Here is a 16,740-nt window from a genome sequence, read left to right as displayed (position 1 = left end):
CCCTTGTGGGTTGGTGCTTGTGGCCGGCGCCGGTGGTGCGGCCGCCTACCAGTTCTTCCAGTCGATGTTCCAGCCGCTCAGACCGTTGTCCGCGCTGACCTGGCCGCCGACCGAGTTCTTGATGGTCACCACGTCGCCGATGATCGAGTCGGCGTAGAACTTGGCCGCCGGGGTGTCCGTGCCGCCCTGGTCGCCAGGCGAGTCCTTCAGGCCGACGCAGCCGTGGCTGACGTTCTGGTGGCCGAAGACGCTGTCGTCGGACCAGTTGTTGCCGTGGACGTAGGTGCCCGAGTCGGTCAGCCGCAGCGAGTGCGGGACCGGGTGCTTGTACGGCGCGCCCTGCAGGCCCGGCACGGTGGAGGAGTCCATGATCGCCGAGCCCTCACGGGCCTCGATCACCATCGTGCCGTTGTAGGCCCGCCAGGACTCCGGCTCGGAGGCACCGGTGCTGATCGGGATGGTCTGGACCACCTGGCCGTCCTTCTCGACGGTCATCTGGTGGGTCGAGGCGTCCACCGTGCTCTGCTTGTCCCGGCCGATGGTGAAGGACTCGTCCAGGTCGCGCGCGCCGTAGACGTCGGGCGCGAACTCGACGTCCTTCAGCTTGTAGTGCACCGCCACCTTGGTGCCCGACTTCCAGAAGTTCTCCGGCCGGAAGTCCAGGCGCTGGTTGCCGAACCAGTGGCCCTTGACCACGCTGCCGTCACTGGCCTCGAACGAGATGTTCTTGAGGACGTCGTCCTTGTTCTTGACCGGCTTCTTGAACTGCAGCCGGACGATCATGCCGACGCCGTAGGTGCCGTCCTTGGCCAGGTTGTCGCTGAAGTTGACGGTGTTGGCCGGAGTGAGGGTGGTGAAGCTGCTGTCCACCGTGGCCGCGACGCCCTTGTCGTCGGTGGCCTGGGCACTGACCTTGTACTGCGAGGCGACCGAGAGACCGCCCTTGGGCACCCAGGAGGCACCGTCCGCGGATATCGCCCCGTCGACCGGCTTGCCGTCCTTGTCGGTCACCGTGACCTTGGTCAGCTTGCCGCTCGCCACCGACACCTTCAGGCCGTCCGACGGCTTCACGTCGGTCGCACCGTTCTTCGGCGAGATCGCGATCTGCGCTGCCGACACCGGCGCCTTCGACTCGGCCGCCTTGCCGTCCGACGAGCCGCCGCCACCACCGCTGCAAGCCGTGGTCAGCGCCAGCGCCCCACCGAGCAGCCCGGCCACCAGCGCCCTTCTCACCGACTTCACGTTCGTCCCCTCATCCCTGGATCCCAGCGGTATACACGTCGCATCCGCCCGATAAGTTGCGCCCGACACCGAGGATCGAGTCACGAAATCGCCACAACGGTCCGGCCACTCGCCTACGGCGGCCGGACCGCGCCGTGCTGTGCCGTGCTGTCCGAAGGGGCCTACCGGCCGGCCCGGCCCGGGTTCCGCCCGCTCGTCGCCCCGCCCTCGGGGCCGGCCACCTTCACCACGTCACCAAGCGCCGGGAGCGCGAAGAACTTCCCGGTCGGTCGACGAGCCGTCATCCCCCGCGGTGCCCTGGGTCGGGTTCCGGCCGTCGTCGGCACCGGGCCCGCCGGATGCGCCGCCCCGGCACCTGAGTGGGCTTCACTGCTGTCTTCCTCCCGGTCTCCACACCGAATACACGCGTGATGCCCCCGGAAAGTTTCACCGGGCCCGAAGACCGACCGGCAGGGTAGCGGGCGACGCACCTCAGGATAACTGGGCCTTCTGAGTGAACCCTGGGTGGAGGTGGTGTGTACTCAGTGAATGGGGATCGCCGCAGGGCCTACAGTGACCGGCCACCAGGCCCAGGCCAGGTTCCAGCCGTTGAGGCCGTTGTCGGCGGGCACCCGCTCGCCGTCCTCGCCGCGCACCTCGACCACGTCGCCGACCAGGGTGTGCTCGTACAGCCAGCCCGCCGGGCCCTCGTCGTCGCCGCCCTTCACGTCCTCCAGGGCGATGCAGCCGTGGCTGGTGTTGGCGTTGCCGAAGACACCCCTGGGCGACCAGTAGTTGCCGTGCACGAAGGTGCCCGACTCGGTCAGGCGCATCGCGTGCGGCACGTCCTTGATGTCGTACTCGTCGCCGAGGCCCACGGTCCGCGAGTTCATCCGGGTCGCCTCGAACTTCTCCGAGACCACCATGGTGCCGAGATAGGTGGAGTACCCCGGGCCGCCGCCCGAGACCGGCAGGGTGCGCAGCACCCGGGAGCCCTGGCGCACGGTCAGCGTGTGGTCGTCCAGGTCCACCGTGCTGATCTGGGAGCGGCCCACGGTGAAGTGGACGTCCTTCTGCTGGATCCCGAAGGCGCCGGGGGCGCCCTGGACGTCCTTCAGGCGCAGCGACAGGGTCACCCTCGTACCCGGCGCCCAGAACCCCTCCGGGCGGATGTCCAGCCGCTGGTCGCCGAACCAGCGCCCGCGCAGCGGCACCGGCGGGTAGGCCCCGACCCCGATGGCCCGCTCGACGGCGGCCCGGTCGGTGACCGGGTGGGTGAAGCTCAGCGAGAGGGGCATGCCGACGCCGACCGTGCTGCCGTCCTCGGGGGTGAAGAAGGCCGCGAAGGTGTGCTCGGGGGTGGCGGTGGTGAAGGCGGTGTGGCTGACCGCCCGCAGGCCCCTGGCGTCCCTGGCCACCACCTCCAGCCGGTAGCGGGTGGTGAGGGCGAGTCTGACGTCCGGGGTCCACTCGGTGCCGTCCAGGCTGAGGTGGCCGGTCAGCTGGTTGCCCCCGTCGTCGGCCAGGCGGACCGAGACCAGCCGGCCCTGGTCCACCGCGACCCGGACCGATCCCTCCGTCGGGACGTTCCGGCTGCCGTCCAGCGGACTGGCGGTGATCACGGCTCGGGAGATCCGGTCCGCCGAGTCACCGGAGGGCGAGGAGTCCGAGCAGCCGCCGGACAGCAGGAGCCCGAGTGCCCCCGCGCACCGCCCCAAGGCCCGTACCGCCGGGTGCATGCGCCGGCCCTCCCAGCTTCGGTCGTCCCCGTCTCCTCCGCCCGATGCCGGGACGACGACCGCATCGTCGGGGGGACACGAGGGAACGATGTCATTCGGCAGACGCCGGTAGGACCAGCGTACGGACAGATTCGTTCACTTTCCGTCACGAAACGCACCGTCACGTGACACCGGCAGCCGGGCAGGGAACAAGAGGGAGGCGGGGAACGGACTCCCCGCGCTGGGAGGGTGCGGGCATGGCGGCGTGGCAGGAGCTGGGGCAGGAGACCCTTCGACGTGCACACGCCAGAGCCCGCCCGGACGGCACCGCCCCGGACCCCGGCACCGCCACCCCCTGGCCCGGCAGCTGGCAGCCGCTCGGCGCCCGCTTCCGCACCTCGGGGGCCGGGCGCCAGGGCACCAACTTCGCGCTCTGGGCGGCCGGGGCCGAGGCCGTGGAACTCTGCCTGTTCGACGAGGACGGCCAGGAGACCAGGCACCCGCTCACCGAGCAGACCTTCCAGACCTGGCACGGCTACCTGCCCGGCGTACTGCCCGGCACCCGCTACGGCTACCGGGTGCACGGCCGCTGGGACCCGTGGACCGGCGCCCGCTGGAACCCCGCCAAGCTGCTGCTCGACCCGTACGCCCGGGCCATCGACGGCCACTACACCAGCCACGACGCCGTCTGCACCGCCGTCCGCAACTGGCCCGAGCGCGAGGTCGCCGACACCGTCCGGGACAACCGGGACTCCGCCCCGTACGTGCCCAGGGCCGTGGTGGTCCATGACGACGACGACTGGTACGACGACCACCGGCCCAAGACCCCCTGGGCCGAGACCGTCCTGTACGAGCTGCACGTCCGGGGCTTCACCATGCGGCACCCCGGCATCCCGCCCGAACTGCGCGGCACCTACGCGGGCCTGGCCCACCCCGCCGCGCTGGAGTACCTGACCGGTCTCGGCGTCACCGCCGTCGAACTGCTGCCGGTCCACCACCACGTCAGCGAGGACCACCTCCAGCAGCGCGGACTGACCAACTACTGGGGCTACAACACCCTCGGCTACTTCGCCCCGCACGCCGGCTACTCCGCGACCGGCAGCCGGGGCCAGCAGGTCGGCGAGTTCAAACGGATGGTGCGCGCCCTGCACGCGGCCGGCATCGAGGTCATCCTCGACGTGGTCTACAACCACACCGCCGAGAGCGGGGTGCTGGGCCCGGCCCTCTCGCTGCGCGGCATCGACAACGGCGCCTACTACCGGCTCGACCGCAGCCGCCGCGGCTACGCCGACTACACCGGCTGCGGCAACACCCTGGACACCCGGCAGCCGCAGGCGGTCCGCCTGGTCACCGACTCACTGCGCTACTGGGTCACCGAGATGGGCGTGGACGGATTCCGCTTCGACCTGGCCGCCGCGCTCGCCCGCGGCAGCGACGGCGTCGAGATGCGCCACCCCTTCCTGGCCGCGGTCTCCCAGGACCCCGTACTCAGCCGGGTCAAGCTGATCGCCGAGCCCTGGGACGTCGGCCCCGGCGGCTACCAGGTCGGCGGCTTCCCCCCGCTGTGGGCCGAGTGGAACGACAAGTACCGCGACACCGTCCGCGACTTCTGGCGCGGCGCCCGCCGCGACGTGAGGGAACTGGGCTACCGCCTCTCCGGCTCCTCCGACCTCTACCAGCGCGGCGGACGCCGCCCGTACGCCTCCGTCAACTACGTCACCGCCCACGACGGCTTCACCCTGCGCGACCTGGTCTCCTACCAGCGCAAGCACAACGAGGCCAACGGCGAGGACAACCGGGACGGCACCGACGACAACCGCGCCTGGAACTGCGGCACGGAGGGCGAGACCGCCGACCCCGGCATCGTCGACCTGAGACACCGCCAACTACGCAACATGATCAGCACCTTGCTGCTCTCCACCGGCGTCCCGATGCTCACCGCGGGGGACGAGCTCGGCCGCACCCAGGGCGGCAACAACAACGCCTACTGCCAGGACGGCGAGACCAGTTGGCTCGACTGGTCACTGCTGGACGACCCCGGCTGGCGGTCGCTGCACGACCTGACCGCCCGGCTGATCCGGCTGCGGCGGGAGCACCCGGTGCTGCGGCAGCGGGCCTTCTTCTCCGGCCACGCCGCGGTGCCCGGCGGGCAGCAGGACCTGACCTGGTTCACCGCGCGCGGACGGGAGATGACCGAGGCGGACTGGTTCGCGCCGACCGCCGTGCTCGGGATGCTGCTCTCCGGCACCGCGATGTCCGAACGGGACGAGCACGGCTGTCCCCTCACCGACGACAGCTTCCTGCTCCTGCTCAACTCCGGCCCCCAGAGCATCCCCTTCACCCTCCCCGGCCACCCCTGGGCCACCGCCTACGAATCCGTCCTCGACACCGCCCGCCCCCTCCTCACCTCCCGCGCCCACCAGGCCCTGGACACCGTCCGACTCTCCGCCCGCTCCTGCCGCCTGCTCAGGATCGGCGCGGACCGGCCGACCGGGTGACTTACCACCCGTGCCGGCAAGGGCGTTGACCCACTCGGCACCCGTACGCCTCAGAAGAACGGGGAAGCACACCGGACGTCCGGCGGCCCGGTGCACGACCGGCCCAAGGGGCCCTGGGCCGCGCAAGGCCGCCGCGACCATGGCCAGTTCACGCCGTCCGGCACGTAAAACCAGGTGAGAAGAGACACCCCCCGCGCCTAACCTCTGCGCGATGGCCACGAACCAAACTCCCGTTCCCGTCCACCGGTCCACGGTGCGCTCACTCCTGCGCCTGTGGCCCTACGCGCGAGAGATCCGCTGGCGGATCGCCGGCGCGACCGCCGCCGCGCTGATCGCCTCCGGCAGCGTGCTGGTCGTACCGCTGGTGCTCCGCAGCATCGTGGACGGCCCGATCGCCGACCACGACCTGAACGCGCTCTGGCCGCTCGCCGGGCTGCTCCTGCTGCTCGGACTGGCGGAGGCCGGGCTGTTCGCCGTCCGCCGGATGATCGTGGCCCGGCCGCTCGCCCAGGTGGAACAGGCCATGCGCGGCGACCTCTACGCCAAGCTCCAGCGCCTGCCGGTCTCCTTCCACGACCGCTGGCCCTCCGGGCAGTTGCTCTCCCGGGCCACCTCCGACATGTACACCATGCGGCTGTTCCTGGCCTTCCCGCTGGTCTTCCTGATCGTCAACTCGCTGGTCTTCCTGATCGGCACGGTGCTGATGTTCACCCTGGACTGGCGGCTCGGACTGATCACCCTGCTGCCCGCCGTGCCGCTGATGGTGCTCACCCGCTACTTCGAGAGCAGGTACGCCGCCCTCGCCCGCCGCGCCCAGGACCAGAACGGCGACCTGGCCACCGTGATCGAGGAGTCCATCCTCGGCATCCGGATCCTCAAGGCCTTCGGCCGCCACCGCACCATGGCCGAGCGCTTCCGGCAGCAGACCCGCGAACTGCGCGGCACCGAACTGCAGAAGGCGAACCAACTGGCCAACCTGTGGGCCGTGATCGTCGGGCTGCCGGAGCTCGCCCTCGGCTGCGCCCTGGCCCTCGGCGCGGTCCGGGTCGCCGACGACCACCTCACCGCCGGCACCCTGGTCGCCTTCCTCTCCACCGCGCTCGCCCTGCGCTGGCCGGTCGAGTCGCTCGGCTGGCTGCTCGCCTACGCCAACGAGGCCGGCACCGCGACGGATCGTTTCTTCGAAGTGATGGACGAGCCCGAGCCCGCCGACCAGCCCAGTGACCACCCTGTACAGCCGGACGCGGGCATCCGGTTCAGCGGCGTCCACTTCCGCTACCCGGACGCCCCCGCCGACGCCCCCGACCTGCTGCGCGGAGTCGACCTGCACATCCACAGCGGCGAGACGATGGCCCTGGTCGGGGCGACCGGCAGCGGCAAGACCACGCTCACCGCGCTGCTCCCCCGCCTCTACGAGACCACCGGCGGCCGGATCACCCTGGACGGGACCGACATCCGGGACATCCCCCGGCAGCGGCTGCGCGAGCTGGTCTCGGTCGCCTTCGAGGAGCCGACCCTGTTCTCGGCCACGGTCCGGGAGAACGTCCTGATGGGCTCGCCCGACGCCTCCGCCGACCAGCTCGCGGCAGCCCTGGACACCGCCCAGGCGGGCTTCGTCGAACGGCTTCCGGCCGGGGTCGAGACCCAGGTCGGCGAACAGGGGCTGAGCCTCTCCGGCGGCCAGCGCCAGCGCCTCGCGCTGGCCCGCGCGGTGGTCGGCGAGCCCGGCTTCCTGGTGCTGGACGACCCGCTCTCCGCCCTGGACGTGCACACCGAGGCCCTGGTCGAGCAGGCGCTCCGCCGGGTGCTCTCGGGCACCACCGCCCTGGTGGTGGCGCACCGGCCGAGCACCGTACTGCTCGCCGACCGGGTCGCGGTCCTGGACGAGGGCCGGATCGTCGCCGTCGGCACCCACCAGGACCTGCTGAAGAGCTCGCCGGTCTACCGCGAGCTGATGTCCGGCGAGGCCGACCCCGCCGAGCAGCGGCTGGGCCACGGGGAGCACCCGGACGAGAACCACACCGATCAGGCAGCTCCGGCGCTCGAAGGGAGCCCCGCCCGATGACCACCACCGTCGAGCCCGCCAAGTCCCTTGACGAGCCGGAAGCCGTCACCGAGGCCGCGGAGCTCCCGCCCCCGGCCGAGGAGGAGGACATCCCGGTCCCGCCCGGCGCCGCCCGTACGCTGCTGCGCGAACTGCTCGGCCCGCAGCGGCGCCGGATCGCCGTCGCGATGCTGGCGATCCTGGTCCAGCAGGCCGCGCTGCAGTCGGGCCCGCTACTGGTCGCCGTCGCGATGGACCAGGGCATCCCGGCGCTCCGCCACCACGACAGCGGCCCGCTGGTCGCCGTGACCGTCGCCTACCTGGGCTGCGGTCTGCTGAGCACCGCGCTGCAGTGGGCGTTCATCCGCCTCACCGGCCGGATCAACCAGGACATCCTGCTCGACCTGCGCGGCCGGATCTTCCGGCACGCCCAGCGGCTCAGCCTGGACTTCCACGAGCGCTACACCTCGGGCCGGATCATCTCCCGGGCCACCAGCGACGTGGACGCCCTGCGCGAACTGCTCTCCGAGGGCCTCCAGGAACTGCTGACCGTCGTCCTCTCGGTCTGCTACATCGCCGTGGTCCTGCTGGTGATGGACTGGCGGCTCGGTCTGGCGGCCCTGGTCTCCTTCCTGCCGATGTACCTGACCGTCCGCTCGTTCCGGCGCCGCTCGCTGCGGGTCTACCGGCGCTCCCGGACGGCGGCCGCCTCCCTGATCGTCAAGTTCACCGAGACCATGAACGGCATCCGCCCGGTCAAGGCGTTCCGCCGCGAGGCCGCCAACAACGAGAGCTTCGGCGCCGCCAACCGCGAGTCGGCCACCGCCACCGCGGACGGCCTGCTGGAGATGGCCCGCTACGTCGGCACCTCCCGCGCCACCGCCAACATCTGGGTCACCGGTGTGGTGGTGCTCGGAGCATTCCTGGTCAGCGACGGCAGCCTGGAACTCGGCGTGCTCACCGCCTTCGTGCTCTACCTGCGGCGGCTGTACGACCCGATCGACCAGCTCGCGATGTTCCTGAACAGCTACCAGTCGGCGGCCGCCGCCCTGGAGAAGATGGCCGGTCTGCTCGCCCACGAGCCGACGGTGGCCGAACCCGCCTCCCCCGTCGCGCTCCCGGCCCTGGCCGAAGAGCCCGCCGGCACCGGATCACAGCACCCGCAGGCGGGCGGGCCGGCCGCGGTCAAGGGCCGCGAGGTGGGCTTCGAGCAGGTGCGCTTCGCGTACCGGACGGGCAAGGAGGTGCTGCCCTCGTTCGACCTGGTGCTGCCCGCCGGGCAGACCACCGCCGTGGTCGGCGCGACGGGCGCGGGCAAGTCCACCCTGGCCAAGCTGCTCGCCCGGTTCTACGACCCGACCAGCGGCCGGGTCACCCTGGACGGCGTGGACCTGCGCGAGCTCTCCACCGCCGAACTCCGGCGCGGGGTGGTCATGGTGACCCAGGAGTCCTTCCTGTTCTCCGGCACGGTCGCCGACAACATCGCCATCGGCAGGCCCGGCGCCTCCCGCGAGGAGGTCGAGCAGGCGGCCCGGGAGATCGGCGCCCACGAGTTCATCACGGCGCTACCCAACGGGTTCGACACCGACGTCCGCAAGCGCGGCGGGCGGATCTCGGCGGGACAGCGGCAGCTGGTGGCCTTCGCCCGTGCCCTGCTGGCCGACCCGGCGGTCCTGATCCTGGACGAGGCCACCTCCTCGCTGGACGTCCCCGGGGAGCAGGCGGTGCAGCGCGCCATGCGGACCGTCCTGGCCGGCCGGACGGCCGTGATCATCGCGCACCGGCTCTCCACGGTGGAGATCGCCGACCGCGTCCTGGTCATGGACCAGGGCCGGATCGTCGAGGACGGCACCCCGACCGAACTGATCAACGGCCAGGGCCGCTTCGCCGACCTCCACCACGCCTGGCGGGAGAGCCTCGTCTGATCGAACGGCCCGGGAGGGGCTGCCCCAGGCCGGCGGGGCAGCCCCTCGGGGCTACCTGAGCAGCCCCGCGTCCATGCCGCCCGTCTCGGCGGGAAGCGCGATCAGGCCGAGCTCGGCCGGGGCGGCGAGGAAGCGGTGGACGGGAAGGACACGGACGGTGTAGCCGAAGGGACCGGTGCGGGAGAGTTCGAGTGAGCCCTCGTAGCGGTGGCGGCCGTCGAGGTCCCTCCCGCCGGTCGGCTTGAGCTGCAGCACGACGGCGTCGGAGATCGCGTCGGACTCGTCCACCCGCCCGGACACCACCTGCACCTCCACATCGGCCGGCTCCAGCCGCCCGAGCGAGACCTGGACCCGGAGGGTGAGCGTGGAGCCCAGCTCCTGCGCCTCGGCCAGCCCCTCGGCCTCGACGTGCTCGACCCGTACGCCCGGCCAGCCCTCGCGGACCCTGGCCTTCCACTGCGCCAGCTCCCGCGCCCCGGCGTACGGGGCCTCGCCGGGCCCCGCCGCGCCGCTGAGCGCGCGCCGGGCCAGCGCCGCGGGCGCGTACAGCCGCTCGACGTACTCCCGGACCATCCGCCCGGCCAGGACCTTCGGCCCCAGGGTCACCAGGGTGTGCCGGACCATGGCGATCCAGCGGTGCGGCAGTCCGTCGGCACCCCGGTCGTAGAACCGGGCGGCCACCTGGTGCTCGATCAGGTCGTAGAGCGCGGCGGCCTCGATGTCGTCCCGCCGCTCGGCCTCGGTGCTGTCCGGGTGGAGGGAGGAGCCGATGCCGTCCGCGGTCGGGATGGCCCAGCCGTTCTGGCCGTCGTACCACTCGTCCCACCAGCCGTCCAGGACGGAGAGGTTGAGGCAGCCGTTGAGGGCCGCCTTCATCCCGGAGGTACCGCAGGCCTCCAGCGGGCGGAGCGGGTTGTTCAGCCAGACGTCGCAGCCGGGGTAGAGGTGCTGGGCCATGGCCATGTCGTAGTCGGGCAGGAAGACGATCCGGTGCCGGACGGCCGGGTCGTCGGCGAAGTTGACCAGCTGCTGGATCAGCCGCTTGCCGCCGTCGTCCGCCGGGTGGGCCTTGCCCGCGACCACGATCTGCACCGGCCTGGTCGGGTGCAGCAGCAGCTCCCGCAGCCGGACCCGGTCGCGCAGCATCAGGGTGAGGCGCTTGTACGAGGGAACCCGCCGGGCGAAGCCGATGGTGAGCACGTCCGGGTCCAGGACGCTGGAGACCCAGCCGAGTTCGGCGTCGCCCGCGCCGCGCTGGCGCCAGGAGGCGCGCAGCCGCTGCCGGGCCTCCTCGACCAGCTGGCCGCGCAGGGTGCGGCGCAGGTCCCAGATCTCGGTGTTGCCGATCCGCTCCAGGCCGGTCCAGCGCTTGGCCTCGCCGGTCATCAGGGCGTCCTCGGCGCGCTCCAGGCCGATCTCGGCGGCACCGGCCTGGAAGACGGCCGGGTCGACCCAGGTGGGCGCGTGGACGCCGTTGGTGATCGAGATGATCGGGACCTCGCCGGTGTCGAAGCCGGGCCACAGACCGTTGAACATGCACCGGCTGACCAGGCCGTGCAGGGTGGAGACGCCGTTGGCCCGCTGGGCCAGGCGCAGGCCCATGGCGGCCATGTTGAACAGCTTGGGGTCGCCGCCCTCCCAGCTCTCGGCACCGAGGGCGAGCACCTGTTCGACGGACACCCCGGGCAGCGCGGCGTCGCCGCCGAAGTGGCGGGCCACCAGGTCGCGGTCGAAGCGGTCGATACCGGCGGGGACCGGGGTGTGGGTGGTGAAGACGGTGCCGGCCCGGACGGCCTCCAGGGCGGCGGCGAAGTCCAGGCCCCCTTCGGCGGAGCCCTGCCGGTCGATCAGTTCGCGGATCCGCTCGACCCCGAGGAAGCCGGCGTGGCCCTCGTTGGTGTGGAAGACCTCCGGCTCGGGGTGGCCGGTCAGCCGGCAGTAGGTGCGCACGGCGCGCACGCCGCCGATGCCGAGCAGCATCTCCTGGAGCAGCCGGTGCTCGCTGCCGCCACCGTAGAGGCGGTCGGTGACGTTGCGGTCGGCGGCGCTGTTGGGCTCGATGTCGGAGTCGAGCAGCAGCAGCGGCACCCGGCCGACCTGGGCCTTCCAGACGTGGGCGGCGAGCGTGCGGCCTGCGGGCAGCGTCAGGTCGACCCGGCAGGGGCTGCCGTCGCCCTCCCGCAGCAGGCTGACGGCCAGTTCGTCGGGGTCGAGCAGCGGGTAGCGCTCCAGCTGCCAGCCGTCCCTGGAGAGCGACTGGCGGAAGTAGCCGTGCCGATAGAACAGCCCGACGCCGACGATCGGCACCCCGAGGTCGCTGGCGGCCTTGAGGTGGTCGCCGGCCAGGATGCCGAGGCCGCCGGAGTACTGGGGCAGGGCGGCGGCGATCCCGTACTCGGGTGAGAAGTAGGCGATGGCGGCGGGCAGCCGGCCCTCGCCCGGGAGCTGGGCGGACTGGTACCAGCGCGGCCCGGTGAGGTAGTCGCGCAGGTCGTCGTGGAGGTCGCCGAGTCTGCGCAGGAACCGGCGGTCCGCCGCCAGCGCGGCCAGCCGGGCCGCCGGGACCTCGCCGAGCAGCCGCACCGGGTCCTCGCCGACCGCGGCCCAGACCTCGGGATCGACGGAGCGGAACAGCTCCCTCGTCTCGGCGTGCCAGGACCAGCGGAGGTTGAGCGCGAGTTCGTGCAACGGCTGGAGTTGTTCGGGCAGGACGGTGCGGACGGTGAATCTGCGGATTGCCTTCACGGCGTGAAGCCTAGACCTCCGAACTCAGGTGACGAGCTGTCAACTGTCGTATTGCGCACCCGTTCGGGTTATTGATGAGATCACATTCGGCGCACTCGGCCGTACTGGGGCGCGCAGGGGCGCATGCCATGGCCCAGACGCGCTCCAGGCGCGTGAACAGCCGGGATCAGCTCCGTTTCCGCTGGCCGATATGCCCCTGCCTACCGTCCGAAATCGCGTGCTTACCCATACGCAGGGCTTGCCGGTGGTGCGAGGATGCACAAAGGTCGTTGGTGCTGCGGGAAGTGCGATCCGGGTGGCGCCTCCCTGCTGCTCCACGGCCGTAAACCCCTGCGTCGACGAACCATCACGTGTCTCCGTAGCCCATTCGGCCTCTGCCGTGGTCCTCCCGCGTGTCCTGGTCCATGATCCGCTCGTTCACGGGTGGGTTGGGTCACTCTAGGGCGTGCTCCGAGGGCTGCGCGCCGGGACGCGCGCACGGCGGCGCGGGCAGGCCTTCCGGCCGGCCGTACGTCTCCCCCTCACCCACGTAGTCCTTCCCGGTACTCCCCTGGCCCCGCACCGGCCCGCGGGAGCTGCCGCCGATCTCGGGCAGGAGTTTGGCATGCACGGCGACACACGGGACCAGTCCATCTCGGTGGCGGGCGAATCCGGTACACCCTCGGACGCGGAACCGCCACTCCCGGCTCCACGTGCGGCGGCCCGTCAGGACAGCGACCGTCAGACTCCTGATCAGCGGCCCCAGCACGGGACCGCCGTCCGGAAGACCGCGACCACCCGCAAGTCCACGCCCCGGAACCCCACCTCCCGAAGGGCCCCAGCCCGCAAGACCACAGAGAGCGACACCGTGATCGGCCGCATCCCCGTCCTTGACGTCTCCCCCCTGATCGACGCCGGGCGCCGTCCGGCCAAGGCCGTGGTCGGGGAGAGCTTCCCGGTCACCGCCACGGTCTTCCGCGAGGGCCACGACGCGGTCAACGCCAACGTGGTGCTGCGCGACCCGCGGGGCCGCAGCGGTCCGTGGACGCCGATGCGCGAGCTGGCGCCCGGTACCGACCGCTGGGGGGCGTACATCGCGCCGAGCGCTCCGGGGCGCTGGTCCTACCTGGTGGAGGCCTGGTCCGACCCGGTCGAGAGCTGGCGCAGGACCGCCTCGGTGAAGCTGCCCGCCGGGATCGACACCGCGCTCGTGCTGGAGGAGGGCGCGAACCTGCTGGAGCGCGCGGCCGCGGGCGTCCCGAAGAGGGAGGGGCGCGCTCACGTCCTGAGCGCCGTGGACGCGCTGCGCGACCCCGGGCTGCCCGCGCTCAGCCGGCTGGCCGCCGCCCTGGCGCCCGAGGTGACCGATCTGCTGGCCCGCTACCCGCTGCGCGAGCTGGTCAGCACCTCCCGCCCACTGCCGCTCCAGGTGGACCGCCCGCGGGCGCTGTTCGGCTCCTGGTACGAGTTCTTCCCGCGCTCCGAGGGCGCGGTGGTGGACCCGGACGGCAACCTCCCGCCGGTCTCCGGCACCTTCCGCACCGCGGCCGAGCGGCTGCCCGCGATCGCCGGGATGGGTTTCGACGTCGTCTACCTGCCCCCGATCCACCCGATCGGACGCGCCTATCGGAAGGGCCCGGACAACAGCCTGACCGCCGGTCAGCACGACGTCGGCTCGCCCTGGGCGATCGGCTCGCCCGAGGGCGGCCACGACGCGGTCCATCCCGACCTCGGCACCATCGAGGACTTCGACCACTTCGTCGCCGAGGCGACCGCCCTCGGTCTCGAAGTGGCGCTGGACTTCGCCCTCCAGTGCTCCCCCGACCACCCCTGGGTGAACAAGCACCCCGAGTGGTTCAGCCACCGGCTGGACGGCACCATCGCCTACGCCGAGAACCCGCCCAAGAAGTACCAGGACATCTACCCGGTCAACTTCGACCAGGACTTCGACGGCCTGGTCAAGGAGACCGTACGGATCCTGCGGCACTGGATGGCCCACGGCGTGCGGATCTTCCGGGTCGACAACCCGCACACCAAACCGGTGGTCTTCTGGGAGAAGGTGCTCGGCGACATCGCCCGTACCGACCCCGACGTGCTCTTCCTGGCCGAGGCGTTCACCCGCCCCGCGATGATGCACACCCTGGGGAAGATCGGGTTCCACCAGTCGTACACCTACTTCACCTGGCGAAACACCAAGCAGGAGCTCACCGAGTACCTCACCGAGCTGTCCGGGGACGCGGCGGCGTACATGCGTCCCAACTTCTTCGCCAACACCCCGGACATCCTGCCCGAGTACCTGCAGACCGGCGGACGGCCCGCATTCGCCGTCCGGGCCGCGCTGGCCGCCACCCTCGCCCCGACCTGGGGCGTCTACGCGGGCTACGAGCTCTGCGAGAACCAGCCGGCCCACCCCGGGTCCGAGGAGTACCTGCACTCGGAGAAGTACGAGCTGCGCCCGCGCGACTGGGCCGCCCAGGACTCCCTCGCCCCGCTGATCTCCACCCTCAACCGGCTGCGGCGCCGTCACCCGGCCCTCCAGCAGCTGCGGAACGTCGTCTTCCACCCCACCGACAACGACCGCGTCCTCGCGTACTCCAAGAAGGCCACCACCCCCGACGGCCTCACCGACCACGTGATCACCGTGGTCAACCTCGACCCCCACCACACCCAGGAAGCCACCGTGACCCTCGACAGCGACCACAGCCTGAGCGTGCACGACGAACTCACCGGCGCCGCCTACACCTGGGCCAGGCACAACTACGTCCGGCTCGACCCCGCCACGGGCCCGGCCCACATCCTCACGGTTCGGAGGAACCCTCAGTGACAGTCAACGAGCCCGTCGCCGACACCTTCGCCGAAACGTCCCCCAGGAACCTCGACCCCGAGTGGTTCAAACGCGCGGTGTTCTACGAGGTCCTCGTCCGCTCCTTCCAGGACAGCAACGGCGACGGGATCGGCGACCTCAAGGGGCTCACCTCCAAGCTGGACTACCTGCAGTGGCTCGGCGTGGACTGCCTCTGGCTGCCCCCGTTCTTCGCCTCCCCGCTGCGCGACGGCGGCTACGACGTGGCCGACTACAAGTCGGTGCTGCCGGAGTTCGGCGACCTGGCCGACTTCGTGGAGTTCGTGGACGCCGCCCACAAGCGCGGCATGCGGGTGATCATCGACTTCGTGATGAACCACACCAGCGACCAGCACCCGTGGTTCCAGGCCTCCCGCAACGACCCCGACGGCCCCTACGGCGACTTCTACGTCTGGGCGGACGACGACAAGGGCTACCCCGACGCCCGGATCATCTTCGTCGACACCGAGGCCAGCAACTGGACCTACGACCCGGTCCGCAAGCAGTACTTCTGGCACCGGTTCTTCTCCCACCAGCCCGACCTCAACTACGACAACCCGCGGGTCCAGGAGGAGATGATCGCCGGCCTGCGGTTCTGGCTGGACCTGGGCATCGACGGCTTCCGGCTCGACGCGGTGCCGTACCTGTTCGCCCGTGAGGGCACCAACTGCGAGAACCTGCCGCAGACCCACGAGTTCCTGCAGCGGGTCCGCAAGGAGATCGACGCCGACTACCCCGACACCGTGCTGCTCGCCGAGGCCAACCAGTGGCCCGAGGACGTGGTCGACTACTTCGGCGACTTCGGCTCCGGCGGCGACGAGTGCCACATGGCGTTCCACTTCCCGGTGATGCCGCGGATCTTCATGGCGGTGCGCAGGGAGTCCCGCTATCCGGTCTCCGAGATCCTCGCCAAGACGCCGACCATCCCCTCCGGCTGCCAGTGGGGCATCTTCCTGCGCAACCACGACGAGTTGACCCTGGAGATGGTCACCGACGAGGAGCGCGACTACATGTACGCGGAGTACGCCAAGGACCCGCGGATGCGCGCCAACGTGGGCATCCGGCGACGGCTCGCCCCGCTGCTGGAGAACGACCGCAACCAGATCGAGCTGTTCACCGCCCTGCTGCTCTCCCTCCCCGGCTCACCGGTGCTCTACTACGGCGACGAGATCGGGATGGGCGACAACATCTGGCTCGGCGACCGGGACGGCGTCCGCACCCCCATGCAGTGGACGCCCGACCGCAACGCGGGTTTCTCCTCCGCCGACCCGGGCAGGCTCAGTCTGCCGCCCATCATGGATCCGGTGTACGGCTATCAGGTGACCAACGTCGAAGCGCAGCAGAGCAGTTCATCCTCCCTGCTGCACTGGACGCGTCGCATGATCGAGATCCGCAAGCTCAACCCCGCGTTCGGCCTCGGCAGCTACACCGAGCTGCCCTCCAGCAACCCCGCGGTGCTGGCCTTCGTGCGCGAGTACGAGGGCGACCTGGTCATGTGCGTGAACAACTTCTCGCGGTTCGCGCAGCCGACCGAACTGGACCTGCGGCGTTACGGGGGGCGGTACCCGGTCGAGTTGATCGGCGGCGTGCGCTTCCCGTCCATCGGCGAGTGGCCCTACCTGCTCACCCTGGCCGGGCACGGCTTCTACTGGTTCCAACTGCGCAACCCCCGCGCCGAGTAACGCTCGTGGGAGCTGAGGCCGCCCGGGAGACGGCCGCGAAGTAGCGATCCACCGGGTTCCACCCAACCCGGGGGCGCGAGCCCCCT

General features: G+C 71.3%; 8 protein-coding genes. 5 read left to right on the top strand and 3 right to left on the bottom strand.

Annotated elements, in window-relative coordinates:
* Nucleotides 1–45: 45 nt before the first annotated feature.
* Nucleotides 46–1,242: a L,D-transpeptidase gene (locus ACSMTC_RS24095; RefSeq protein WP_436561797.1), complete on the bottom strand. Its 1,197-nt coding sequence runs from the start codon at nt 1,240–1,242 to the stop codon at nt 46–48.
* Between the two features lie 521 nt (nt 1,243–1,763).
* Complete coding sequence (locus ACSMTC_RS24090) at nt 1,764–2,960, bottom strand: L,D-transpeptidase (RefSeq protein ID WP_436561796.1); 1,197 nt, start codon at nt 2,958–2,960, stop codon at nt 1,764–1,766.
* A 236-nt stretch (nt 2,961–3,196) separates the two neighbouring features.
* On the opposite strand from ACSMTC_RS24090, the gene glgX reads away from it, so the two are divergent.
* From glgX to ACSMTC_RS24075, 3 genes are all read left to right on the top strand, one after another.
* Nucleotides 3,197–5,437: a glycogen debranching protein GlgX gene (gene glgX / locus ACSMTC_RS24085; protein ID WP_436561795.1), complete on the top strand. Its 2,241-nt coding sequence runs from the start codon at nt 3,197–3,199 to the stop codon at nt 5,435–5,437.
* Between the two features lie 211 nt (nt 5,438–5,648).
* A complete protein-coding gene (locus ACSMTC_RS24080; RefSeq protein WP_436561794.1) occupies nt 5,649–7,502 on the top strand; it encodes an ABC transporter ATP-binding protein in 1,854 nt (617 codons plus the stop codon).
* Nucleotides 7,499–9,406, top strand: a complete 1,908-nt coding sequence (locus tag ACSMTC_RS24075) for an ABC transporter ATP-binding protein (protein WP_436561793.1) — start codon at nt 7,499–7,501, stop codon at nt 9,404–9,406. The genes ACSMTC_RS24080 and ACSMTC_RS24075 overlap by 4 nt, the downstream gene beginning before the upstream one ends.
* A gap of 51 nt (nt 9,407–9,457) precedes the next feature.
* Here ACSMTC_RS24075 and glgP read toward each other — a convergent pair whose 3' ends face one another.
* Nucleotides 9,458–12,151 carry an alpha-glucan family phosphorylase gene (gene glgP, locus ACSMTC_RS24070; RefSeq protein ID WP_436561792.1) on the bottom strand — a complete coding sequence of 898 codons (2,694 nt, stop codon included), beginning with the start codon at nt 12,149–12,151 and terminating at the stop codon, nt 9,458–9,460.
* Between the two features lie 847 nt (nt 12,152–12,998).
* Here glgP and ACSMTC_RS24065 point away from each other — a divergent pair.
* On the top strand, nt 12,999–14,954 hold the full coding sequence (locus tag ACSMTC_RS24065; protein ID WP_436561791.1) for an alpha-1,4-glucan--maltose-1-phosphate maltosyltransferase: 1,956 nt from the start codon (nt 12,999–13,001) through the stop codon (nt 14,952–14,954).
* Nucleotides 14,951–16,654, top strand: coding sequence for a maltose alpha-D-glucosyltransferase (gene treS / locus ACSMTC_RS24060; protein ID WP_436561790.1), 1,704 nt, complete (start codon nt 14,951–14,953; stop codon nt 16,652–16,654). Before ACSMTC_RS24065 ends, treS begins: the two co-directional genes overlap by 4 nt.
* The last annotated feature ends 86 nt before the right edge of the window (nt 16,655–16,740 follow it).

Origin of the sequence: Kitasatospora sp. HPM-01-4, from assembly GCF_051374625.1 — a bacterium.
GTDB lineage: Bacteria > Actinomycetota > Actinomycetes > Streptomycetales > Streptomycetaceae > Kitasatospora.
This window is presented reverse-complemented; position numbering and strand designations above follow the sequence as displayed.

Bases quoted from the DNA above. Each gene is read 5' to 3' on its own strand.
- ACSMTC_RS24075 (WP_436561793.1), top strand. From the start codon at position 7,499: ATGACCACCACCGTCGAGCCCGCCAAGTCCCTTGACGAGCCGGAAGCC.
- glgX (WP_436561795.1), top strand. From the start codon at position 3,197: ATGGCGGCGTGGCAGGAGCTGGGGCAGGAGACCCTTCGACGTGCACAC.
- ACSMTC_RS24090 (WP_436561796.1), bottom strand. From the start codon at position 2,960: ATGCACCCGGCGGTACGGGCCTTGGGGCGGTGCGCGGGGGCACTCGGG.
- ACSMTC_RS24080 (WP_436561794.1), top strand. From the start codon at position 5,649: ATGGCCACGAACCAAACTCCCGTTCCCGTCCACCGGTCCACGGTGCGC.